The sequence below is a fragment of the Rhodoferax sp. AJA081-3 genome, from assembly GCF_017798165.1.
Classification (GTDB): Bacteria; Pseudomonadota; Gammaproteobacteria; order Burkholderiales; family Burkholderiaceae_C; genus Allorhodoferax.
The window spans coordinates 4548133-4570896 of sequence record NZ_CP059068.1; the positions used below are offsets into that span (position 1 = coordinate 4548133).

At 60.4% G+C, this 22764-nt stretch carries 25 protein-coding genes; 19 read left to right on the forward strand and 6 right to left on the reverse strand.

Features of this window, described 5'->3' with window-relative positions; genetic code table 11:
- The first annotated feature begins 30 nt into the window (after window positions 1-30).
- From HZ993_RS21285 to HZ993_RS21355, 15 genes are all read left to right on the forward strand, one after another.
- The gene (locus tag HZ993_RS21285) at window positions 31-444 is read left to right on the forward strand and encodes a gamma-butyrobetaine hydroxylase-like domain-containing protein (RefSeq protein ID WP_209394696.1); all 414 of its coding nucleotides are present in this window, start codon (window positions 31-33) and stop codon (window positions 442-444) included.
- A gap of 80 nt (window positions 445-524) precedes the next feature.
- Entirely contained in the window at window positions 525-1256 is a 732-nt protein-coding gene (gene ubiE / locus HZ993_RS21290; RefSeq protein WP_209394697.1) for a bifunctional demethylmenaquinone methyltransferase/2-methoxy-6-polyprenyl-1,4-benzoquinol methylase UbiE, read from the forward strand.
- Between the two features lie 52 nt (window positions 1257-1308).
- Entirely contained in the window at window positions 1309-2292 is a 984-nt protein-coding gene (locus tag HZ993_RS21295) for a Tim44 domain-containing protein (RefSeq protein ID WP_209394698.1), read from the forward strand.
- 59 nt (window positions 2293-2351) lie between these two features.
- The gene (locus tag HZ993_RS21300) at window positions 2352-2900 is read left to right on the forward strand and encodes a hypothetical protein (RefSeq protein WP_209394699.1); all 549 of its coding nucleotides are present in this window, start codon (window positions 2352-2354) and stop codon (window positions 2898-2900) included.
- Window positions 2897-4462, forward strand: a complete 1566-nt coding sequence (gene ubiB / locus HZ993_RS21305) for a ubiquinone biosynthesis regulatory protein kinase UbiB (protein WP_209394700.1) — start codon at window positions 2897-2899, stop codon at window positions 4460-4462. The genes HZ993_RS21300 and ubiB overlap by 4 nt, the downstream gene beginning before the upstream one ends.
- Window positions 4463-4514: 52 nt before the next feature.
- The gene (locus HZ993_RS21310; RefSeq protein ID WP_209394701.1) at window positions 4515-4826 is read left to right on the forward strand and encodes an FmdB family zinc ribbon protein; all 312 of its coding nucleotides are present in this window, start codon (window positions 4515-4517) and stop codon (window positions 4824-4826) included.
- Between the two features lie 29 nt (window positions 4827-4855).
- Complete coding sequence (locus HZ993_RS21315; protein WP_371816947.1) at window positions 4856-5509, forward strand: DUF502 domain-containing protein; 654 nt, start codon at window positions 4856-4858, stop codon at window positions 5507-5509.
- Window positions 5510-5554: 45 nt separating this feature from the next.
- Window positions 5555-7369 (forward strand): aspartate--tRNA ligase, encoded by a 1815-nt coding sequence (gene aspS, locus HZ993_RS21320; RefSeq protein ID WP_209394702.1) that lies wholly within the window; start codon window positions 5555-5557, stop codon window positions 7367-7369.
- A 51-nt stretch (window positions 7370-7420) separates the two neighbouring features.
- Window positions 7421-7927 (forward strand): dihydroneopterin triphosphate diphosphatase, encoded by a 507-nt coding sequence (gene nudB / locus HZ993_RS21325; RefSeq protein WP_245213716.1) that lies wholly within the window; start codon window positions 7421-7423, stop codon window positions 7925-7927.
- A complete protein-coding gene (locus tag HZ993_RS21330; RefSeq protein WP_209394704.1) occupies window positions 7924-8667 on the forward strand; it encodes an endonuclease/exonuclease/phosphatase family protein in 744 nt (247 codons plus the stop codon). The genes nudB and HZ993_RS21330 overlap by 4 nt, the downstream gene beginning before the upstream one ends.
- Window positions 8664-9884, forward strand: coding sequence for a cardiolipin synthase ClsB (gene clsB / locus HZ993_RS21335; RefSeq protein WP_209394705.1), 1221 nt, complete (start codon window positions 8664-8666; stop codon window positions 9882-9884). Before HZ993_RS21330 ends, clsB begins: the two co-directional genes overlap by 4 nt.
- Window positions 9885-9963: 79 nt before the next feature.
- Window positions 9964-10689, forward strand: coding sequence for a GTP cyclohydrolase I (gene folE / locus HZ993_RS21340; protein WP_209394706.1), 726 nt, complete (start codon window positions 9964-9966; stop codon window positions 10687-10689).
- Between the two features lie 3 nt (window positions 10690-10692).
- Window positions 10693-11115, forward strand: coding sequence for a BLUF domain-containing protein (locus HZ993_RS21345; RefSeq protein ID WP_209394707.1), 423 nt, complete (start codon window positions 10693-10695; stop codon window positions 11113-11115).
- A gap of 11 nt (window positions 11116-11126) precedes the next feature.
- Window positions 11127-12008 carry a DMT family transporter gene (locus tag HZ993_RS21350; protein ID WP_209394708.1) on the forward strand — a complete coding sequence of 294 codons (882 nt, stop codon included), beginning with the start codon at window positions 11127-11129 and terminating at the stop codon, window positions 12006-12008.
- Between the two features lie 12 nt (window positions 12009-12020).
- Window positions 12021-12857, forward strand: coding sequence for a DUF429 domain-containing protein (locus HZ993_RS21355; RefSeq protein ID WP_209394709.1), 837 nt, complete (start codon window positions 12021-12023; stop codon window positions 12855-12857).
- A 21-nt stretch (window positions 12858-12878) separates the two neighbouring features.
- Here the strand turns inward: HZ993_RS21355 and HZ993_RS21360 are convergent, their stop codons facing one another.
- From HZ993_RS21360 to gpmA, 5 genes are all read right to left on the reverse strand, one after another.
- Window positions 12879-13715: a MinD/ParA family protein gene (locus tag HZ993_RS21360; protein WP_209394710.1), complete on the reverse strand. Its 837-nt coding sequence runs from the start codon at window positions 13713-13715 to the stop codon at window positions 12879-12881.
- A complete protein-coding gene (locus HZ993_RS21365; protein WP_371816948.1) occupies window positions 13715-14509 on the reverse strand; it encodes a GGDEF domain-containing protein in 795 nt (264 codons plus the stop codon). The genes HZ993_RS21360 and HZ993_RS21365 overlap by 1 nt, the downstream gene beginning before the upstream one ends.
- A 138-nt stretch (window positions 14510-14647) precedes the next feature.
- Entirely contained in the window at window positions 14648-15400 is a 753-nt protein-coding gene (locus HZ993_RS21370) for a HesA/MoeB/ThiF family protein (RefSeq protein ID WP_209394711.1), read from the reverse strand.
- Between the two features lie 2 nt (window positions 15401-15402).
- On the reverse strand, window positions 15403-16839 hold the full coding sequence (locus HZ993_RS21375; RefSeq protein ID WP_209394712.1) for a S41 family peptidase: 1437 nt from the start codon (window positions 16837-16839) through the stop codon (window positions 15403-15405).
- A 118-nt stretch (window positions 16840-16957) separates the two neighbouring features.
- Window positions 16958-17701, reverse strand: coding sequence for a 2,3-diphosphoglycerate-dependent phosphoglycerate mutase (gene gpmA / locus HZ993_RS21380; RefSeq protein WP_209394713.1), 744 nt, complete (start codon window positions 17699-17701; stop codon window positions 16958-16960).
- Between the two features lie 101 nt (window positions 17702-17802).
- On the opposite strand from gpmA, the gene HZ993_RS21385 reads away from it, so the two are divergent.
- The 4 genes from HZ993_RS21385 to HZ993_RS21400 all read left to right on the forward strand — a co-directional run bounded on the left by HZ993_RS21385 (window position 17803) and on the right by HZ993_RS21400 (window position 20165).
- Window positions 17803-18210 (forward strand): rhodanese-like domain-containing protein, encoded by a 408-nt coding sequence (locus tag HZ993_RS21385; protein WP_209394714.1) that lies wholly within the window; start codon window positions 17803-17805, stop codon window positions 18208-18210.
- A gap of 4 nt (window positions 18211-18214) precedes the next feature.
- Entirely contained in the window at window positions 18215-18475 is a 261-nt protein-coding gene (gene grxC, locus HZ993_RS21390) for a glutaredoxin 3 (protein ID WP_209394715.1), read from the forward strand.
- 145 nt (window positions 18476-18620) lie between these two features.
- Complete coding sequence (gene secB, locus HZ993_RS21395) at window positions 18621-19097, forward strand: protein-export chaperone SecB (RefSeq protein ID WP_209394716.1); 477 nt, start codon at window positions 18621-18623, stop codon at window positions 19095-19097.
- A gap of 51 nt (window positions 19098-19148) precedes the next feature.
- Window positions 19149-20165 (forward strand): NAD(P)H-dependent glycerol-3-phosphate dehydrogenase, encoded by a 1017-nt coding sequence (locus HZ993_RS21400; protein ID WP_209394717.1) that lies wholly within the window; start codon window positions 19149-19151, stop codon window positions 20163-20165.
- Here the strand turns inward: HZ993_RS21400 and cphA are convergent.
- Entirely contained in the window at window positions 20162-22732 is a 2571-nt protein-coding gene (gene cphA, locus HZ993_RS21405; RefSeq protein WP_209394718.1) for a cyanophycin synthetase, read from the reverse strand. The two genes, HZ993_RS21400 and cphA, sit on opposite strands and share 4 nt — an antisense overlap.
- Window positions 22733-22764 lie beyond the last annotated feature (32 nt).

Genomic DNA, 22764 nt, shown 5'->3' on the forward strand with positions numbered 1-22764 from the left:
CCTCTTTCGCTTACTCAGATAAAACTCACCATGGCAGGATTAAAAACTGGCGCTCCAACGCCTCAGGCGTTGACAGTCCACGGCCAGTCGCGGGTACTGGAGGTCAGTTTCTCTGATGGCGCAAACTTTCGCATCCCGTTTGAGTTGATGCGTGTGTACTCCCCGTCTGCCGAGGTGCAAGGCCATGGCCCCGGCCAAGAGACCTTGCAAACGGGCAAACGGGATGTTGAGCTCGAAGCGCTGGAACCTGTGGGCAACTACGCCGTGCAGCCGCGGTTTTCAGATGGCCACGACACCGGAATCTTCTCGTGGGACTATCTGTACTTTTTGGGCTCGCAGCAGGAGCGCCTGTGGCAGGACTATGCGGACCGGCTCAAACTGGCCCATGCGGACCGGGATGCGCCTATGGTGGCAAAATCGGGGAATGCCTGCTCCAGCCATTGAATGGATGAGCGCTATCAAAATAATAGCTATACACTCAATAATCTCGGGGGCTGGATGCCATTTTCACCCTCATTAATACTATGACCACTACACATTTCGGCTTCAAGTCGGTAGACGAAGCAGAAAAAGCACGCCATGTGCGTGGCGTTTTCGACTCGGTTGCGCCCAAATACGATGTGATGAATGACCTCATGTCCATGGGTTTGCACCGCGCGTGGAAGGCTTACACCGTAATGGTTGCCAATTTGCAAGAGGGTGACAAGGTACTGGACATCGCTGGCGGTACGGGCGACCTGGCTCTGGCTTTTTCCAAGAAGGTTGGCAACTCGGGGCAGGTGGTGCACACGGACATCAACGAAGCCATGCTCAGCACCGGGCGCAACCGCCTGATCGACGAAGGGGTGGCGCTGCCCACGCTTGTATGTGACGCCGAGAAACTGCCATTCGCCGACAATTACTTCAACCTGGTCAGCGTAGCCTTTGGCTTGCGCAATATGACCCACAAGGGTGTGGCTCTGGCCGAGATGCAGCGTGTGCTCAAGCCGGGTGGCAAGTTGTTGGTGCTGGAGTTCTCCAAGGTGGCCGCACCGCTTGAGAAGATCTATGACTGGTATTCGTTCAAGGTCTTGCCCAAATTGGGCAAGTTGGTGGCGGGTGATGACTCAAGCTACCAGTACCTCGCAGAGTCGATTCGTATGCATCCGGGCCAGGCCGAATTGAAGACCATGATGCACAAAGGGGGTTTTGGCCATGTGGACTATCACAACCTGACTGGCGGTGTTGTGGCTTTGCATGTTGGAATCAAGTGCTGAGGCTTGTGGATTCGGCATCTATCCTCACCTTACAAGTTCCTTTGGAGTGAATATGAAAATTTGGACAGTTATTTTGGTCGCCACGTTGGCGCTTGCCAGCATCAATGCGGAGGCGGCGCGTCGACTGGGTGGCGGCAAGTCGGTGGGCCAACAATCGTCCAACGTGACCCAACGCGATGCGACACCGGCTGCACCGGCAGCGCCCAGCCAGGGTGTGAACAATACCGCGGCGGCAAAACCCGCCGCCGCCACACCGCCTGCACCGGCTAAACGCCCCTGGGGTGCCATGCTGGGCGGTCTGGCCGCCGGCTTGGGTTTGGCGTGGCTTGCAAGTTCCCTCGGCCTCGGTGAAGGAATGGGCCAGGTCCTGATGTTTGCGCTGCTGGCAATGGTCGTCGTTATGGGCATCGGCTGGTTTATGCGGCGCAAAGCCGCGGCTGCAGCCCCACAGGCGAGCCCTTTTGCCTTCCAGGGTGCCGGCAATACCGGAGCCCCCCCGGTAACCCAGTCCAAGCCCTACAGCCCGGACCACGTTGGTAACGACGCATCCGCACGTCCCTGGGAGCGTAGCAGCATGGCGTTTGAAGCGTCCAATCCCACCGGGGGTTCCATGATTGGCTCCGCACTGATGGGCTCACAGAACTGGGGCATTCCGGCAGGGTTCGATTCCGAAGGATTTTTGGCTGCGGCCAAAACCAACTTTGTGACCTTGCAGGTTGCCTGGGACAAATCTGACATCCCGGCCTTGCGCGCCATGATGACGGACACCATGCTGCGTGAAATCCAGGCCCAGTTGGCCGAGCGCGAGGCGCAGCCCGGATCCAGCCCCAACCGAACCGACGTGGTGATGTTGGAAGCCCGTTTGTTGGGTATTGAAGAAACAGCAGATGAGTATTTGGCCAGTGTGGAGTTCTCCGGCATGATTCGCGAAGAGCCATCGGCCGGCCCCAGCCCGTTCCGTGAGGTCTGGAACATGAGCAAGCCCGTCAGCGGTAACCGCGGCTGGTTGGTGGCAGGCGTACAAGCCCTGCAGTAGCCGCGAACTAGGCCGTGGTGTTCACGGCCATTCACCCGATTCAGGGAATAATGGGGACTATGGCAACACAGTCCCCTTTTTCATTGCTGGAGGGTCTCCTCCAGAATTTCAGCCTTCCGTTTACGCCACCCGCCTGGGCCATAGACGAGGTGCGCCGACGCGTCGTCCTGTTGCTCAACCATGTGCTGATGCAGGAGCCCCAGGCCATGGAACGCCTGGTCCGGCAAAAAGGTAGTGTCGTGCGCATGCAGTGGCGCGACATGACCTTTGTAGTGGTGGTCACGCCGGCCGGTTTGTTGGACCTGGCGGCGGCTGATGCGCAAACCGATCTTTCCTTGGTGATCACGGATGAGTCACCGTTCACGATTGCGCAAAGCCTGATGGCCGGCAACAAACCCGCTGTCCGCATCGACGGTGATGTGCAATTGGCCGCCGATGTGAGTTGGCTGATTGACCACGTGCGCTGGGATCTGGAAGAAGACTTGGCGCGGATGTTCGGCGATGCGCCCGCCCACGGGCTGATGCAGGCTGCCGGTGCCATGGCCCAGGCCGTGCGGCAGTTTGCGGGCCGTGCAAACAAGGATACATCCGGCGGAACATCTGCATGAGCCGCCTGCACCGCGGTTTTTTTATCGTCTGGATTGTTTTTCACTACGGACTCGATGAGCTCGTACTGAGCAGTTTTGACAAGCCATGGCTGCGGCGCTTGATGCGCCTGTTGACGCTTGGGCGAAATTTGGACGCGCCCAGAGGTGAACGCCTGCGCCAGGCGCTCGAACGCTTGGGTCCGATATTTGTCAAATTTGGGCAGGTGTTGTCCACCCGGCGCGACCTCTTGCCGCTGGACATTGCGGATGAATTGGCCAAGTTGCAAGACCGCGTCCCGCCCTTTCCCTCCGAAGTGGCAGTGGCCACCATTGAGCGCGCCTTGCGCAAACCCTTGGAAGAAATTTTTGTATCGTTTGAGCAGCAGCCGGTGGCCAGTGCCTCGATTGCGCAGGTCCATTTTGCGGTGTTGCGGGATCGCCAGGGGCAGGAGCGTGAGGTGGCCGTCAAGGTGCTGCGCCCCGGCATGCTGGGCGCCATCGAGAAGGACCTGCAGTTGATGCGCATGATGGCAGGCTGGGTCGACAGTCTGTCATCGGAAGGCAAACGCCTGCGTCCGCGCGAAGTGGTGGCCGAATTCGACAAACACCTGCATGACGAGCTGGACCTGGTGCGCGAAGCCTCCAGTGCGGCCCAATTGCGCCGCAATATGGACAGCCTGCAACTGGTGCTGATCCCCGAGATCCACTGGGACCTGTGCACCACCGAAGTTATGGTTATGGAGCGCATGGTGGGTGTTCCCATCAGCCAGACCGACAAGCTGCGCGAAGCTGGCGTAGACCTTCCCAAGCTCGCGCGTGACGGGGTGACGATATTCTTCACCCAGGTATTTCGGGATGGTTTTTTCCACGCCGACATGCACCCGGGCAATATCCAGGTCAGCTTGGACCCCAAGACCTTTGGCCGTTACATCTCGCTGGATTTCGGCATCGTGGGTACGCTGACCGAGTCCGACAAAGACTACCTGGCGCAAAACTTCACGGCATTCTTTCGTCGCGATTACAAACGGGTGGCCGAATTACACATCGAGTCTGGTTGGGTGCCGCGCAACACCCGCGTGGATGAGTTGGAAGCCGGCATTCGATCCGTTTGTGAGCCTTACTTTGACCGGCCGCTCAAGGAAATATCACTGGGCCTGCTGCTGATGCGCCTGTTCCAGATTTCTCGGCGCTTCCAGGTGGAAATCCAGCCCCAGCTGGTTTTACTACAGAAGACTTTGCTGAATATCGAGGGCCTGGGCCGCGAGCTGGACCCCGATCTGGACCTTTGGGCCACGGCCAAGCCTTTCCTGGAACAATGGATGCTGGGGCAGGTAGGGCCACAAAAGCTGATGGACCAGTTCAAGGCGCAGGCACCACACTACGCCAAGTTGCTACCGGAACTGCCCATGTTGCTGCACAACTTTCTGCGGGCCAACCCTGCTGACTCCAGCCGGGCGATGGAGGTATTGCTTGTGGAGCAGCGCCGCACCAACAAACTTTTGCAGGGGCTGGTTTACGCCGTGATCGGGTTTGCGCTGGGAATGGTGGTTATGCAATTGGTGATCAGGGTTCGATTGTTTTAGCTGGCGGCCTATAATTGAGGGCTTTGCAACTTGAAGCCTGAGTCATCTATCCATGCCTATATACGCCTATAAATGCGAGTCCTGCGGGTTTGCCAAGGACGTATTGCAAAAAATGTCCGATGCACCGCTGGACGTTTGTCCTGCCTGTAACAAAGCTTCGTTCAAGAAGCAGGTTACTGCAGCGGGCTTCCAGCTCAAGGGTTCTGGCTGGTATGCCACCGATTTCAAAGGCGGAGGCAGCGCACCAACCAGTGTGCCTGCACCCGCAGACGGCAGCACGGCCGCGCCTGCCACTGAGTCGGCAGCGCCCAAAGTGGAAGCCACACCGACCACTGGGGCGGCGCCGGCCGCATCCGGGTCCTGATTTTGTCTTCCATTGAGCCGGGGGTTTCTGTGCCATTCAAGAAATACATGCTGACCGGGTTGATGGTGTGGTTGCCGCTGGCCATCACCATCTGGGTACTGACGTGGCTCGTCAAATCCTTGGACGGTGTGCTGGGTGGCGTGCTGTATGGCATCGCCGCGGTAGCGCCAGCCAGCATGGGTTCTTCGATTAGTCGCCTTGCCAATATCCCTGGTCTGGGCGTGTTGTTTGTGGCAACCTTTATGCTGGTAACGGGCGCCTTGGTGTCCAACGTTGCCGGGCGCTGGCTGCACAAACAATGGGACGGCTTGTTCACCCGTATCCCCATCGTCAAGTCCATTTACAACAGCGTCAAGAAAGTCTCCGACACGCTGTTTTCCAGCAACGGCAATGCATTTCGTACGGCCTTGCTGATCCAGTATCCCCGCGCCGGGAGCTGGACGATTGCGTTCCAGACCGGCACCCCTACGGGTGAAGTAGCGTCCCATTTGGGGACCGATTTTGTCAGTGTCTATGTGCCGACCACGCCCAATCCCACCAGTGGTTTCTTTTTGATGTTGCCCCGTGCGGATGTGGTGGAGCTGGACATGAGTGTGGACCAGGCATTGACCTACGTCATTTCCATGGGTTCTGTTCCCCCTGCAACACATCTGCCCGTTAAGGCAGTGCCCAAGCCCTCTTAAATTTGCGAAACCCGCTGCCTGTTGGTGGCGCCTTGAAAGACAGTTATGGCCATGCGTTCTCACTATTGCGGTCTGGTGACCGAAGCCCAAATGGGCGAAACCGTTTCCCTGTGCGGCTGGGTCAACCGCCGGCGTGACCACGGCGGTGTGATTTTTGTCGATTTGCGCGACCGAGAAGGGTATGTGCAGGTGGTGTGTGACCCCGACCGCGCCGACATGTTTGCCGCGGCCGAAGGCCTGCGCAACGAATTCTGCGTGCAGATCAAGGGCCTGGTGCGTGCGCGCCCCGAAGGCACTGCCAATGACGCGCTCAAGAGCGGCAAGATTGAAGTCTTGTGCCACGAACTGGTGGTGCTCAACCCCTCGGTCACGCCTCCGTTCCAGTTGGACGACGACAACCTGAGTGAGACCACGCGCTTGACCCACCGCGTGCTGGACCTGCGCCGCCCCTACATGCAAAACAACCTGATGCTGCGTTACCGCGTATCGATGGAAGTGCGCAAGTTCCTGGACGCCAACGGATTTGTCGACATCGAAACACCCATGCTGACCAAGTCTACGCCCGAAGGCGCGCGCGACTACCTGGTGCCCAGCCGTGTGCACGATGGCCACTTCTTCGCCTTGCCCCAGTCGCCCCAGTTGTTCAAGCAGTTGTTGATGGTGGCCGGTTTTGACCGCTACTACCAGATCACCAAGTGTTTCCGCGACGAAGACCTGCGCGCCGACCGCCAGCCCGAATTCACCCAAATCGATATCGAAACCTCCTTCCTGAGTGAAGAAGAAATCCGCGACATCTTCCAGGGCATGATCAAGACCGTGTTCCAGAACACCATCAAGGTGGACCTGGGCGATTTCCCTGTCATGACCTACCAGGAAGCCATGCAACGTTATGGCTCTGACAAGCCCGATCTGCGCGTGAACCTGGAGTTCACCGAAGTGACCGATGTGATGGCCGATGTGGACTTCAAAGTCTTCTCCGGCGCCGCCACCATGAAGGGTGGCCGCGTGGTGGCCCTGCGCGTGCCCGGTGGCTCGGTCGAAGGCGGCGGTATCAGCCGTGGCGAGATCGACGCCTACACCGAGTTCGTCAAGATCTACGGCGCCAAGGGCCTGGCCTATATCCGCGTCAACGACCTGTCCAAGGGCCGTGATGGTTTGCAAAGCCCCATCGTCAAGAACATCCATGACAAGGCGCTCAACGCGGTGCTGGAACGCTCCGGCGCACAAAACGGCGACCTGATTTTCTTCGGTGCCGACAAGGCCAAGATTGTCAACGACGCCATCGGCGCCCTGCGCCTCAAGGTCGGCCACAGCGACTTTGGCAAGAAAAATGGCCTGTTTGAAAAAGGCTGGCGTCCGATGTGGGTGGTCGACTTCCCGATGTTCGAGTTCGACGAAGAAGCCCAGCGTTACACCGCCACCCACCACCCCTTTACCGCACCCAAGGACGGCCACGAAGACTGGATGGTCTCTGCCCCCGAGAAATGTATCTCCAAGGGCTATGACATGGTGCTGAACGGCTGGGAAATGGGCGGTGGTTCCGTGCGTATCCACCGCGCCGATGTGCAGCAGAAGGTGTTCGATGCACTGAAGATCACACCGGAAGAAGCCCAGCTCAAGTTCGGCTTCCTGCTGGATGCACTGCAATACGGTGCGCCCCCACACGGTGGCTTGGCCTTTGGCCTGGACCGCATCGTGACGCTGATGACGGGTGCCGAATCCATCCGCGACGTGATTGCCTTCCCCAAGACCCAGCGTGCCCAGTGCCTGTTGACCCAGGCGCCGAGCCCTGTGGACGAGAAGCAGCTGCGCGAGCTGCACATCCGCCTGCGCACGCCCGAGGCGGCCAAAACTGCGTAATCCGCAGCTTGGTGCACAATGAAAGGGCGCTCTGGTAGCGCCCTTTTTTTTATGCCCAAACCCTTCAAAATCCCCCAATCCGTGTTGGTGGTGATCCACACCCCGGCGCTGGACGTTTTGGTGCTGCGGCGCACCGACGGTGATGGCCTGGGCGCGGAGTATTGGCAGTCCGTCACCGGCAGCAAAGACAGCCTGGAGGAAGACTGGCGGCAAACCGCCGAACGCGAGGTTGCCGAGGAAACCGGCATTGACTGCACGCCACAGGCGGCAGACCGCGCGATATTGCGCGATTGGCAACTGGAGAACATCTACGACATCTACCCCCAATGGCTGCACCGCTACGCGCCGGGTGTTACACGCAATACCGAGCGCTTGTTTGGCCTGCAAGTGCCGCAACGGTGCGCCGTGCGGCTGAGCCCCCGCGAACACACGGCCTACCAGTGGCTGCCCTACCAGCAGGCGGCCGAACTGTGTTTTTCGCCGTCCAATGCAGAAGCCATCCTGCAGCTCCCACGCTTTGTGGGGCAGCTTGCTATCAACCATGAGGGCGCCGTATGACGCTGGTTCGGGTCGCCACCTACAACATCCACAAAGGCGTGCAAGGCATTGGCCCGGCGCGCCGCCTGGAAATCCACAACCTGGCCCACGCGGTGGAGCAGCTCGATGCCGACATCGTCTGCCTGCAGGAGGTGCGCAAGATGCACCGGCGCGAAGCGGAGTATTTTCCACAGTGGCCCGAGCTGCCGCAGGCGGACTACCTGGCCCCCGAGGGATATACGGCGGTGTACCGTACCAACGCCCACACCCGCCATGGCGAACACGGCAATGCCATGTTGTCACGTTGGCCGGTGGTTGCGCACCAGCATGAAGACATGTCGGACCACCGGTTTGAGCAACGCGGTCTGTTGCACTCCGAAGTGTTGGTGCACGGTGTCGCCCTGCACGTGGTGGTGGTGCACCTGGGTTTGATCAAGGCCAGCCGGGTGCGCCAGTTGGCGCAATTGCACCAATTCATTAGCCGCGAAATCCCCGCCCATGCACCGCTGGTGGTGGCGGGTGACTTCAACGACTGGGGCACCACAGTACAGAGCGCGCTGGGCAAGGCGGGCCTGTCGGCCTATACGCAACAAAAGGCCGCCACCTTTCCGTCACGCCTGCCGGTGGTGCAGCTCGACCACGTGTACGCCAGGGGCATGACACCCGTGGGTGTGCACGTACCGCGGGGGCGCATCTGGGGGCAAATGTCAGACCATTTGCCGCTGATCGCCGATTTTGACCTGGCGGTGGATCCACTTTGACCACGGCGCAACTACAGGACGGACACCATGTTCATCTGTTGCAGGGTGGCTTAGAGTTTTTTCCGGCACTGGTCGCGGCCATTGATGCCAGTTTGCAGGAAGTGCGGCTGGAAACCTACATCTTCAATTTCGACGATGCCGGGCAACAGGTCGCTGCAGCGCTGGAGCGTGCTGCAGGCCGTGGCGTCCGTGTGTACCTGGTCGTAGATGGTTTCGGAACACCCGAGATGCCTGGGGCATGGGTTCAACGGTTTGCCGCGGCCGGCGTTCACTGGCGGCAATTTTCCCCGCTGGGGCGGTGGGGCTTGTTGTTGCCGGTTGGCTGGCGGCGCTTGCACCGCAAGCTGTGTGTGGTCGATGCCGACCTGGCGTTTTGTGGCGGCATCAACGTGCTGGACGATTTTTTCGACCCCAGTTACGGCGTTCTGGAGTCAGCGCGTTTTGATTTTGCCCTGTCGGTGCGCGGGCCGCTGGTGCAGGACGCACAACGTGCCATGGTCCAGTTCTGGAGTCGCTTGCAAATCACACGCCAATTGGAGCAAATGGATTTTCGCCATGCCCGCCAGACCTGGAAAGAATCGGGCGTATCGCAGCGTGCTGTGCCCCTGCCACATGCCCGGCGTGCAAGTGGCGCGGCAACCGGTAGCAAGGCCATGCTGGTGTTGCGTGACAACCTGCGCAACCGCAACAGCATAGAGCGCGCCTACCGCAGGGCCATTGCCGGTGCGCAGAGCGAGGTTTTGATTGCCAACGCCTATTTTTTGCCTGGCGGCAAACTGCGTAGGGCCCTTGTGCATGCAGCCAAGCGGGGCGTGAAAGTGCGTTTGTTGCTGCAGGGGCGTTATGAATACTTCATGCAGTACCACGGGGCCAGACCGGTGTTTGGTGTGTTGTTGGCGGCCGGCGTGGAGATCCACGAATACTCCGTAGGGTTTCTGCATGCCAAGGTGGCGGTGGTGGATGGACGCTGGGCGACCGTGGGCTCATCCAATCTGGACCCCTTGAGTTTGCTGCTGGCACGCGAGGCCAATGTGGTGGTCGACGATGTCCCATTTGCCCAATCCCTGCGTGCCCGGCTGCTGACCGCGATGGAGGCCCACGGCACGCCATTGGATGCCCAGGCCTACGCCCAAAGACCCTGGCGCCAGCGCCTGCTGGACCGTGTGGCTTTCGGGGTGATGCGCCTCTTGCTCTTCCTGGCAGGGAGACGCTATTAAAAATATAGCTACATAACCAATAAATACGGGGGCTAGAGGCTAAAGACCTTACTAGTCAAAGGCTGGTAGTATTCCAGCAATGTTAATGAAATCACCGACTACCATGAACCCATCCGACACCGATGCGGGAACTCCGGTTTCCGTCAAGATCCGGGAGCGCCTGGTGGCCGCCCGCAAACGCTTCCATGCCAATGACAATATTGCGGAATTTGTAACCCCTGCAGAGCTGGAAAAATTGCTCGACGAGGTCGAGCTCAAGATGCAGGGCGTGTTGGATAGCCTGGTCATCGACACCGTCAACGACCACAACACCGACAACACGGCCCGCCGTGTGGCCAAGATGTACTTGAACGAGGTGTTTCGCGGCCGCTACGTGGCATGCCCCAGCATCACGGAGTTTCCCAATGTGGGCCACCTCAACGAGCTGATGATTGTGGGGCCCATCACCGTGCGCAGTGCCTGCAGCCACCACTTTTGCCCTGTGATCGGCAAGATCTGGATCGGCATCATGCCCAACGAACACACCAATGTGATCGGCCTGTCCAAGTACGCACGCCTGGCGGAGTGGATCATGGGGCGCCCCCAGATCCAGGAAGAGGCGGTGGTGCAATTGGCGGACCTGATCCAGGAAAAAACCCAGCCCGATGGCTTGGCCATCGTGATGGAAGCCAGCCACTACTGCATGGCCTGGCGGGGCGTGAAGGACATGGACAGCAAAATGATCAATTCGGTCATGCGCGGCGTGTTCCTGAAGGACCCCAATTTGCGGCGCGAATTTTTGTCCTTGATTCCACGGAAGGGTTAGACCATGTTGGTACGTTTGTTATATGCCAGCCGCGCGGTGGACCCCAGCGCCGAGGCGATCGAAGCGATTCTGAGCCAGTCCCGCCACTACAACCCGACCTGCGGCATTACCGGCATCCTGTGTTACGGCGGCGGCATTTTTCTGCAGGCCATTGAAGGTGGCCGTATGCCGGTGAGTGATCTGTATGGCCACATCCAGCGCGACGCCCGCCACAAAGATGTGGTCTTGCTGCACTACGAAGAAATCTCCGAGCGCCGCTTTGGCGGCTGGACCATGGGCCAGGTCAACATGTCCAAGATCAACACCAACATCCTGTTGAAGTATGCAGAGAAGCCCGAACTGGACCCATATTCGGTGTCCGGCAAGGTTTCGTTGGCCTTGCTCGAAGAATTGATGGCCACCGCTTCCATCATCGGTCGAGCGTGATCCCCTAAGGCATGCCGCTGAGCGCGCTGGCGCTGGTCATACTGGCCGGCCTGATCCATGCCAGCTGGAACATCGCCGCCAAGAAGGCCGGTGGTGATGTTCGTTTCTCTTGCTTCAGCTCCCTGGTCATGATGGTGTTCTGGGCGCCGGTTGGCTTGTGGCTTGGCTGGCAGCAAGTGCCATCCTGGGGGGTGCAGGAGTGGAGCCTGGTGTGGGCCAGCGGCATCTTGCACACCATCTATTTTGTGATCCTGCTGCGCGGTTACCGCAAGGCCGACCTGACCGTGGTCTACCCGTTGGCGCGGGGTTCTGGCCCGCTGCTGTCGTCCATGGTGGCCATCCTCTTTCTGGGTGAGCACATCTCGGCCCTGGGCTTTGGCGGCATTCTCGCCGTGGTTCTGGGCGTCTTTCTGATCGCAGGTGGCCCAGGCCTGTTTCGCAATACGCACAGCGCAGAACACCGGCTACGCGTGCGCAAAGGCATGTTGTACGGACTGCTGACAGGCGTGTTTATTGCCAGCTATACCGTGGTGGACGGGTATGCGGTCAAGATGGTGTTTATGTCGCCCATTCTGGTGGACTATTTTGGCAACTTTGTGCGCCTGGCTTTTCTGATGCCCGCTGTGCTGCGTAAACCGCAGGAGGCGCATGTGTTGTGGCGTGCCCAGTGGAAATACGCCACGGTGGTGGGTGTCATCAGCCCCATATCCTATGTGCTGGTGCTGTATGCCATGCAAGTGGCGCCACTCAGCCATGTGGCGCCTGCACGCGAGGTCTCCATGTTGTTTGCAGCCTTCTTGGGTGGTCAGCTGCTGGGGGAGGGCGACCGCATGGCCAGGCTTCTGGGTGCGGCCTGCATCGGTGTGGGTGTCATGGCGCTGGCTTTGGGCTAACGGGGGCACGCCATGCTGATCGGTTGTGACTTTTCAAGCGCGCCCACACGCAGCAAACCCATTGTGCTGGCACAGGGCCATCTACGCGGGGCAGTGGTGGTGCTGGATCGGCTGGAATTTTTGCCGTCACTGACTGCCTTCGAGCAATGGTTGCAGCAAGCCCAAGCCTGGGTAGGGGGCTTCGACTTGCCGTTTGGGTTACCGCGAGAACTGCTGATAACCCTGGGTTGGCCCCTGGATTGGCAAGCCTGCATGCAGCACTATGCCGGCCTCAGCCGCGCGGAGATACGCGATGCCTTCGCTGGCTTTTGCGATTCACGGCCTGTGGGCGGCAAGTTTGCGCACCGCGCCTGCGACGGACCAGCGGGCTCCAGCCCGTCGATGAAATGGGTCAACCCGCCCGTGGCTTTTATGCTGCACGCCGGCGTGCCGCGGTTGTTGGCGGCCGGAGTGGTCATGCCTGGCCTGCACATGCCTCCACCCGAACACAACAAAGCACTACACCAGCGCGTGGCGCTGGAGGCATATCCCGGCCTTTTGGCGCGCGAAATCCTGGGCAACCGCAGTTACAAAAGTGATGACCGGTCCAAACAAACACCGGAACGCCTGATTGCCCGTAAGGATTTGATCACTGCACTGGAGGCGGGGCAAACCCGACTGGCTTTGCGCCTCAAGCTCACACACGCGCAGCGTGACGCCCTGGTGGACGATGCCAAGGGCGACGTGTTGGATGCCGTGTTGTGTCTGGTGCAGGCCGCCTGGGGCAGCCACAAGCACGCCCAGGGTGATCTGCTCTATGGCCTGCCGGCAGACCTGGACCCGCTGGAGGGCTGGATTGTGACGGCCTGAGGTTGGTTGTGTGGTCCGCGCTTACTTGTTGCGCGAGATCACAGTTTCTTCGAGCTTGAGCGCCAGTTGTGAAATCGCCATCGCAGCGGGGCAACTGGGCGTGGCCTGCATCAGCAACTGGCGGCGCATGATGGCCTGGCGCACCGCCGGGTCGGCCGGGATGTCACCCATGTGCACCAGCTTGATGGGTCGACCGGGTTCGGTAGGGACAAACCGGTCCAGCACCTGCTGCAACTGCACGGTGATGGCACGCCCGTCGCCCAATCTGGCGGTCTGGTTGATGACCATACGAATGGTCTGGCGCTTTTGTTGCCCGACCAGTACCTTGACCGTGGCGTAGGCGTCGGTCAGCGATGTCGGCTCGGGCGTGGCGACAACGATCACTTCGGACGCCAGCGACACGGCGAACAGCACCACATCCGAGATGCCGGCACCGGTGTCCAGCAGCACCACGTCGTAGTGGGGTACCAGCCCACCCATGATGCGCAGAAAGTCATTGCGCACCTCGGGCGTCAGGCGGGAATATTCCACCATGCCGGAGCCGGCCAACAGCACCGAAAAACCGCCTGGCGCACGGACGATGGCGTCTTCGAGTTTGGCCTTGCCGGTGAATACGTCATGCAGCGTGAGCTTGGGGTACAGATTGAGCACCACGTCGAGGTTGGCCAGACCCAGATCGGCGTCCAGCACCAGCACGCGCAGGCCGAGCTTGGCCAATGCGGCGGCCAGGTTGGCCGACACAAAAGTCTTGCCCACACCACCTTTACCACTGGTTACGGCAATGACTTTGCCCAGCGGGGTCAAGGGCACTGACGCAGGCGCGTCACTGGGAATTGGGGGGGTTAATACGTCAGCCATCAATTCACCCTTTGCATGGCACCGCTGGCAGAACTGCCCGGTGCATCGCTGGAAACACTTTCAATCCACGCTGGGTCACCCAGCGCGAGATGGCCAAAGAGCAGATTCTTTTCTTCTGCGCTGACAAAAATTTCTTGCGGGTGGTCCAGGCACACGCGGTTGCGGCCCTCGCGTTTGGCGCGGTACAGCTGCACATCGGCGCGTTCGGTCCACAGGGCTGCAGTGGACCGAACCCACTCCGGCGCATAGGCGCCCCCCACGCTGACCGTCACCCTGAGCGTAAGTGTGGGTGAAATGGTGATTACCAGGGCCTCAATCGTGGCGCGAATGCGCTCAGCAACGGTCTCACCGAAAGACGTGTGGCAATTCGGCAGCACAACGGCAAACTCTTCCCCACCGTAACGGGCCACTGTATCCATGGGGCGCACACAGCTGGCGATACATTTGGCAATCGCCTGCAACACCTGGTCACCGGCCTGGTGTCCGTGTGTGTCGTTCACCTTCTTGAAGTGGTCAATGTCCAGCATCAACAGCAGCGCCGCGTCCCCTGAACGGGCCACGCCGTCAATGGTGCGCTCTTGCACGGCACGGAAGTGGCGGCGGTTGCCCAGCCCCGTCAGGGGGTCTTTGAGCGACAACTCACACAAGCCGTTGATAACGCCCTGCAGGTAGTCCAGTGGCGACTCCTGCATCGAGGGCAGTGCGGTCAACATGCCGTGGTCCAGCAAGGCGCGTGCATCGTCCAACTGCAACTGCTGCAAGTCAATGGGTTGGGGGGACTTTGGGGTGGCCACTGTAGGGGTTAAGGCGGTGCCAATAAAGCATAACAGGAACTGCCTTGATGTTGTCACAACTATACGACTTGCCACCACCGCATTTGCAGCGGCTTTACCCCGCAATTGCGCTGCTACCAAGCTGCGTGTCAGGCCGCTTCAGTGTGGTTTGGCGCACACCGGGCAATCCGGGTTGCGGGGCAGGCGTATGTCGTTCCAACCCATGGACCGCCCGTCCAGCATCAGCATGCGCCCGACTGCGGGTTCTCCCGCACCACTGAGCAGTTTCAGTGCCTCTGCGGCTTGCATGCTGCCGACTATGCCCACTAGCGGCGCGAAGACACCCATAGTGGCGCAGCGGGTTTCTTCAAAGTCAGCATCGGGCGGGAACACGCAGGCGTAGCAGGGTGAGCTGGCGTCCTTGGGGTTGTAGACGGCCAATTGGCCGTCAAACCGGATGGCAGCACCCGAAACCAGCGGAACACCGTGGCGCACACAGGCGGCATTGATGGCGTGTCGGGTGGTGAAGTTGTCGCTGCAGTCCAGCACCACATCGGCATCGGCTACCAGCGCGTCCAACCGTGCGGCATCGGCGCGTTCGGACAAGGCGGTAACCTGGAGTTGTGGATTGATGGCCAGCAAAGCCTGGCGAGCCGACTCCACCTTGGGTTGCCCCACCCGGGCCTCGGTATGGGCAATCTGCCGCTGCAAATTGGTCAGATCCACCGTGTCGTGGTCTACCAGAGTCAGGTGGCCAATGCCTGCAGTAGCCAGGTACAGGGCTACCGGTGAGCCCAGTCCACCAACCCCGATGACCAGCGCCCGCGCCTGCATGATGCGCTGCTGGCCTTCGACCCCGATCTCATCGAGCAGGATGTGGCGCGAGTAGCGCAGCAGCTGCGAGTCATCCATCTTCAGTTTTCTTTGGGCTCTTCCTTGCGCTCCACCTGGGTCTTGCTGACCAGGACGGGGCGCCCCTTCAGCTGGTTCAGGGCCTGCTGCAACTGGAAATCTTTATCGGAGCCAAATTCGGGTGGGCGGCGCTCGGACGCGGGCTTGCGGGACTCTTCCTCCAGCCGCTTCAGCGCTTCGTCACGGGCCTTCTCGCGGCCAGCGTCTTTGACCTCTTCGCCCTGGCCGCTGCCCAGATGTTTGCCCAAATCGGCCTCGCGGGTGCGAAGGGCTGCATAGGGGCTGCCTTCCTCGGTGTCGTCGATCATCACGTCGGGAACGATGCCCTTGGCCTGTATGGATTTGCCACTGGGCGTGTAATAACGCGAGGTGGTGATCTTCAGGCCGGTATCGGGTCCCAGGGGGCGGAAGGTCTGGACAGAGCCCTTGCCAAAGGTCTGGCTGCCCATCAGGGTCGCGCGTTTGTGGTCTTGCAAGGCACCTGCCACAATTTCGCTGGCCGATGCAGAGCCTTCGTTGACCAGCACCACCAGCGGTACCTTTTTCAGGCCCTGGGGCAATTTTTTGAGCGGGTCCGATCCGTCGCGTCCCAGGTAGTCCCGAACGGTCGCCTTCAGAATCTGTTTGCTGTCCGCTGTTTGGCCGTTGGTGGACACCACGGTCACGTTCTCGGGCAGGAAGGCCGCAGACACCGCCACGGCAGCGTTCAACAAGCCGCCGGGGTCGTTGCGCAAGTCCAGAACCAGGCCCTTGAGATGGGGTTCCTGCTTGTACAACTCGTCAATTTTTTTGACAAAGTCTTCTACGGTCTGTTCTTGGAACTGGCTGACGCGAATCCAGCCGTAGCCGGGTTCGACGACCTTGCCACGCACCGATTGTTGCTTGATCTCTTCCCGAATGATGTTGACGGGAAATGTGCGGTTTTCGTCTTTGCGGAAGATGGTCAGCACCACCTGGGTGTTGGGTTCACCGCGCATGCGTTTAACCGCTTCGTTCAGGGTCAGACCCTTGACCGCCGTATCGTCCACGCGGGTGATCAGGTCGTTGGTCTTGATACCGGCCCGAAACGCAGGCGAGCCTTCGATGGGTGAGACCACCTTCACCAGACCGTCTTCCTGGGTGATTTCAATTCCCACGCCCACAAAGCGCCCGGAGGTGCCCTCCCGGAATTCCTTGAACGACTTTTTGTCAAAGTACTGGGAGTGCGGGTCCAGGCTGGCCACCATGCCGGCAATGGCTTCGGTGATCAGTTTTTTCTCGTCCACCGGCTCCACATAGTCGCTCTTGACCATGCCAAACACAGCAGCGAGTTGTTGCAATTCTTCGAGCGGCAGCGGCGCGAGCGTGCTGCGGGCCACGGTCTGCAGCGAGACCGTGGTCAAGGCGCCCGCCATGACGCCCAAACCAATCCAGCCCGCAATTTTCAGTTTTTGACCCATAAGTATTCCAGTGCCATTTCAATATACACCTTGGAGGAGGTGGCTTGTGGCGAGTTCCTGCTGTTGCCGCGTGGATAACGCGGGAAATGCGGCGAAAGTGCCGTATTTCCCGGTTTTATTAGGCCTTGCCCTGGGATGCCACCGCGGCAGCGGCCTTGGCAGCGGCTTCGGCGTCGCCCAGGTAGTAGTGGCGGATGGGTTTGAGGTTGGCATCCAACTCGTACACCAGCGGAATGCCATTGGGGATGTTCACACCCACGATGTCGTCGTCACCAATGTTGTCCAGGTATTTGACCAGGGCGCGGATCGAATTGCCGTGAGCAGCCACCAGTACACGTTGGCCGCCCAGGATGGCAGGGGCAATGGTTTCGTTCCAGAAGGGCATCACGCGTGCAACCGTGTCTTTCAGGCATTCGGTCAGCGGTACTTGTGAAGGGTCCAGCTTGGCATATCGCAGGTCACCGCGCTCGCTGCGGCTGTCAGTGGGCTCCAGCGCAGGCGGTGGTGTGTCATAACTGCGGCGCCATTGGAGCACCTGGGCATCGCCGTATTGTTTGGCCATATCGGTCTTGTTCAGGCCTTGCAAAGCACCGTAATGGCGCTCATTCAGACGCCAGGAGTGCACCACGGGCAGCCAGGTGCGGTCCATTTCGTCCAGGCAATGCCACAGCGTACGGGTGGCACGCTTCAGAACGCTGGTGTAGGCCACGTCAAATTCATAACCTTCGGCCTTGAGCAGGCGACCGGAACTTTTGGCTTGCTCCACACCCGTGGGTGTCAGGTCCACATCGGTCCAGCCAGTGAAGCGGTTTTCAAGATTCCAGGTGGATTCGCCGTGGCGAACGAGAACGAGTTTGTACATGGTGCAGCGGTAAATGCGGTGATAAGGGGTGGGATTGGGCGGTGGTGCAGCCAGCATTCTAAAATGTCGGGTTGACCGCTCGCTAACTTACAAGGAATAAAGTGAAATTCATTCTCGATAACTGGATGCTGATTGCCGTTGCCATAGCATCCGGCGCAATGCTTTTGTGGCCCCTGATCCAGGGCGCTGCCACCGCTGGTCTGGACCCTGCCGCTGCGGTGCAGCTGATCAACCGCGAAAAAGGCGTGGTGATCGACGTCTGCGACCCCACTGAATTCGCCGCGGGCCATGTCGGCGGAGCCAAAAACATCCCCCTGGCGGATTTGGAGAGCAAACTGGGCAATGCCGTCAAAAACAAGGCCCTGCCGCTGATCCTGGTGTGCCAGACAGGCGCCCGGTCCGGCCGTGCCGTGGCGGTTGCCAAAAAACTGGGCTACGAAAAGGCCCAAAACTTGGCCGGTGGCCTGGTGGGCTGGAAGGCCGCCAATCTGCCCGTGGAAAAGGGCTGATGCCGTGCAAGCCGTAAAAATGTACACCACGGCGTTTTGCCCCTATTGCGTGCAGGCCAAGCGTATTCTGCTGTCCAAGGGTGTTGAAAACATCGACGAAATCCGGGTCGACAACCTGCCCCAGGAACGTGTGAAGATGATGGAGATCACCGGGCGGCGTACCGTTCCGCAAATCTTCATTGGCGATACCCACGTGGGCGGCTGTGACGACCTGATGGCGCTGGACGGGCGGGGTGGTTTACTGCCTTTGCTGCAGGCCGCCTAGGGTTGACCCCTACACAGGTTCCCTTGAAATGCAGGTGGATCAGCCTGAGATAATCTGCAGTTAACGCAATTTACGTTAATTCCTGTCACTGGCCTGCCCAGAGTGTTTTTGGGCGGGCTTTGTTTTACTTTGAAAGACCGTTTTTATGTCCGACCAGACTCCTGCAAACCCTGTGTTCCAGATCCAACGCGTTTACCTGAAAGAGGCTTCGCTGGAGCAACCCAATTCCCCCGCCATCCTGCTGGAGCAGGAACAGCCTTCCGTGGACATCCAACTGGGTGTGGAAGCTTCCCCCGTGACCGACGGCATTTTTGAAGTGGCTGTGACCGCCACCGTGCACACCAAGATCAAGGACAAGACCGTGTTCCTGGTGGAAGCCAAACAAGCCGGTATTTTTGAAATCCGCGACGTGCCTCAAGACCAGATGGGTCCTCTGATGGGTATCGCTTGCCCCCAGATCGTGTACCCCTACCTGCGTGGCAATGTGGCTGACCTGATCCAGCGCGGTGGTTTCCCACCCGTGCACCTGACCGAAATCAACTTCCAGGCCATGTACGAGCAGCAGCAACAAGCCCAGGCCGCTGCCTCGGCCAACGCACCTGCCAGCGCGCTGACACAGTAAGCCTTTGGGCGAAATCGCCCTCTAGCCCCCGTACTCATTGCTTCTAATGCTATGAAAATAATAGTCATCGGGGGCGGCGCCTGGGGTACGGCGCTGGCCGTCAATGCAAGCCGCAATGCCGCCGCGCCGCATGCCGTGACCCTGTGGGTGCGTGATGCGGCTCAGGCGTTGGCCCTGCAACAGGGCCGTGAAAACCAGCGTTATCTGCCGGGCATTGCCCTGCCAACCGGATTGCACATCAGCAGCCAGGCCTTGCCACAGCTGCTGGCCAGTCTGCACGCTGAAGATCTGGTCATTCTTGCTTCTCCCATGGCGGGCCTGCGCGGCCTGCTCTCCCTGTCAAAGAACTGCAAAGCCGCAGTGGCCTGGCTGTGCAAGGGTTTTGAGGCCGGTATCGATGGTGCGCCAGGACTGATGGGCCATGAAATCCAGGCCCAGGTCGCCAGCGGCCAAAGCGCCGGCGTGTTGAGCGGCCCCAGCTTTGCGCAAGAAGTCGCCTTGGGCAAACCCACGGCTCTGGTAGCGGCCAGTGCCGACGCCACCGTGCGTGATGCCCTGGTCGCAGCCTTCCACAGTTCCACCTTGCGGGTCTATGCCAACGAGGATGTGGTGGGGGTGGAAGTGGGCGGTGCCGTGAAAAATGTGCTGGCCATTGCCACCGGCTTGTGTGACGGGCTGCAACTGGGCCTGAACGCCCGCGCCGCCCTGGTGACGCGCGGGCTGGCCGAGATGACCCGCCTGGGCCTGGCGCTGGGTGCCAAGGCCGAAACCTTTATGGGCCTGAGCGGGCTCGGTGACCTGGTACTGACCGCGACTGGTGACCTGTCACGCAACCGGCGCGTGGGCCAGGCACTGGCCCAGGGCCAAACTCTGGAACAGGCGATTGCGTCACTGGGCCATGTCGCCGAAGGGGTGTACAGCGCACGCACCGTGGTGCAGCGGGCCAACAGTCTGGGCATTGACATGCCCATTGCCCGTTGTGTGGTGGATCTGCTGGATGGCCGCTTGCAACCCGCGCAGGCGGTGGCCGCCCTGATGGCGCGCGGGCCTACCGCTGAGGGCGTTTAGCCTTTTTTCACCTTGGCGCTGATGTGCGCCAAGGCCTCTTCCACCTGGTCCACCAGAATCAGGCACAGGTCACCGGCAACCAGCTTGTCCATGGCGGTGTCAATCGCCAAAAACTCACCTTTGATTTCCGACGTTTGGGTTGTGCGCTGTGCATGGGCCAGGCCCTGGCGCAGCAACGCGATGACTTCACCGTCTTGTCGCCCGCGCTGACATTGGTCTTCATACAGGATGACTTCGTCAAACGCATCGCCCAGGATTTCGGTCTGCTGGCGGATGTCCTGGTCGCGCCGGTCGCCCGCGCCACTTATAACTACCGAACGGCGGGCCGCAGGCATGGCCTGCACGGCCTGGACCAGCGCAACCATGGCATCGGGGTTGTGGCCGTAGTCGGCGATCACCGTGGCACCGCGGTACTGGAAGAAGTTGAAACGGCCCTGGGCGTTGTGCGTGTCGTTGGAGAAACCCGCCAGCCCCGCGCGTATGGTGTCCCAGTCCAGGTCCAGCGCCCAGGCCGCGGCCACCGAGGCCATCACGTTTTCAACCTGGAAGGGGATCAGTCCACCCATGGTGATGGGGATAGCCGCCAGCGGAATGGTTTGCTGGAACTCGCCCTTGCTGGCGACGATGTGACCGTTCTCCACATAGACCACGGCCTGGCCCTGGGCACGGTGCGTGGCCATGATGGGGTGGAATTTGTCGACGGCAAAAAACGTGACCGAGCCGCGGCATTTGCTCGCCATGGCTGCCACGGTGGGGTCGGTGGCGTTGAGCACGGCCACGCCGGTGGGTGACACGTTTTGCACAATCACCCGTTTGAGCACGGCCAGGTCTTGCACGGTGGTGATGTAATTCAGGCCCAGGTGGTCGCCGCTGCCCACATTGGTGACCACGGCCACATCGCAGCGGTCAAAGGCCAGGCCTTCGCGCAGCACACCACCGCGTGCGGTTTCCAGCACGGCGGCATCCACATCGGGGTGCAGCAGCACACTCTTGGCACTCTTAGGGCCGCTGCAGTCGCCGGTGTCGATGGTGTGGCCGCCAACATAGACTCCATCGGTATTGGTCATGCCCACCGTCAGGCCCTTTTGCGCCAGCAGGTGTGAGATCAGGCGCACGGTGGTGGTTTTGCCATTGGTACCCGTCACGGCGACGATGGGGATGCGGCCGTTCTGGCCGTTCTTGAACAGGCTGGAGATGATGGCTTCGCCTACCGCCCGGCCCTTGCCAAACGATGGGCTCAGGTGCATACGCAAACCCGGCGCGGCATTCACCTCCACAATGCCGCCGCCCACTTCCTCGATGGGGCGCAGGATGCTGTCAGCCACCAGGTCCACACCACAAATGTCCAGACCTACCATGTGGGCCGCAGCCACAGCGCGGGCCGCCACTTCGGGGTGCACGTCATCCGTCACGTCGGTGGCAGAGCCGCCGGTGGACAGGTTGGCGTTGTTGCGCAAATTGACACGTTGGCCCTTGGCCGGAATGGCATCCGCAGTAAAGCCCTGGTTGGCCAGGCAGGCATGGGCGATATCGTCAAAACGGATCTTGGTCAATGATGTGGAGTGGCCCGAACCACGCCGCGGGTCCTGGTTGACCTGATGGACCAGCTCGGTGATGGTGTGCACGCCGTCGCCCACCACCTTGGGCGGGTCGCGCCGCGCGGCGGCAACCAGCTTGTCGCCGACCACCAGCAGGCGGAAGTCGTTGCCCGGCATGTAGCGTTCGACCAGGATATCGTCGCGGAACTCGCTGGCGATGGCAAAGGCCTTGGTCAGGTGTTCCTTGGTCGTGATGTTGACCGTCACGCCCTTGCCCTGGTTGCCGTCTTTGGGCTTGACGACGACAGGCAGGCCAATCTCGCAGGCTGCCACCCAGGCGTCTTCGGCGTCGCTCACCTCACGGCCAGCCGGCACGGGAACGCCAGCAGCAGCCAGCAACTTCTTGGTCAGGTCTTTGTCTTGTGCAATGGCTTCTGCAATCGCACTGGTGGCATCGATCTCGGCGGCCTGGATGCGCCTTTGTTTGCTGCCCCAACCAAAACGCACCATACTGCCTTCGGTCATGCGGCTGAAGGGGATGCCGCGTGCCACGGCGGCATCCACGATGCAACCGGTGCTGGGCCCCAGGCGCACGTCTTCATCCAGATCGCGCAACTGGGTCAGCGCATCGGCCAGGTCAAAGGGTGTGTCGTCCAAGGCGGACTGGCACAGGGCCTGCGCCAGGTCCATGGCCAGGCGGCCCACCGGCTCTTCGCTGTATTCCACAACCAGTTGGTACACGTCGGCATCCACCGTGGGTGTGCAGCAGCTAAAGGTGACCGGGCAACCGGCTTGGGCCTGCAAACCCAGTGCCGCCAATTCCAGCACGTGGACCATGTTGATGGAGTCGTCATGGCCGGTGGGCTGGAAGGGGCTGATCTCGGGGAAGCGGGCACGCAAGCGCTCTTCAAAGCCGGGGATCTTGCCAATGTCGCGCTCCTCGGGCTGGCAGGACACGATGGACTGTATGGCGGTGTGGTGGCTCCACAAATTGGGGCCACGCAGGGCTCGGATACGGGTGACTTCCATGATCGTCCTAATCAGTTGAGGACAGAGCTAAA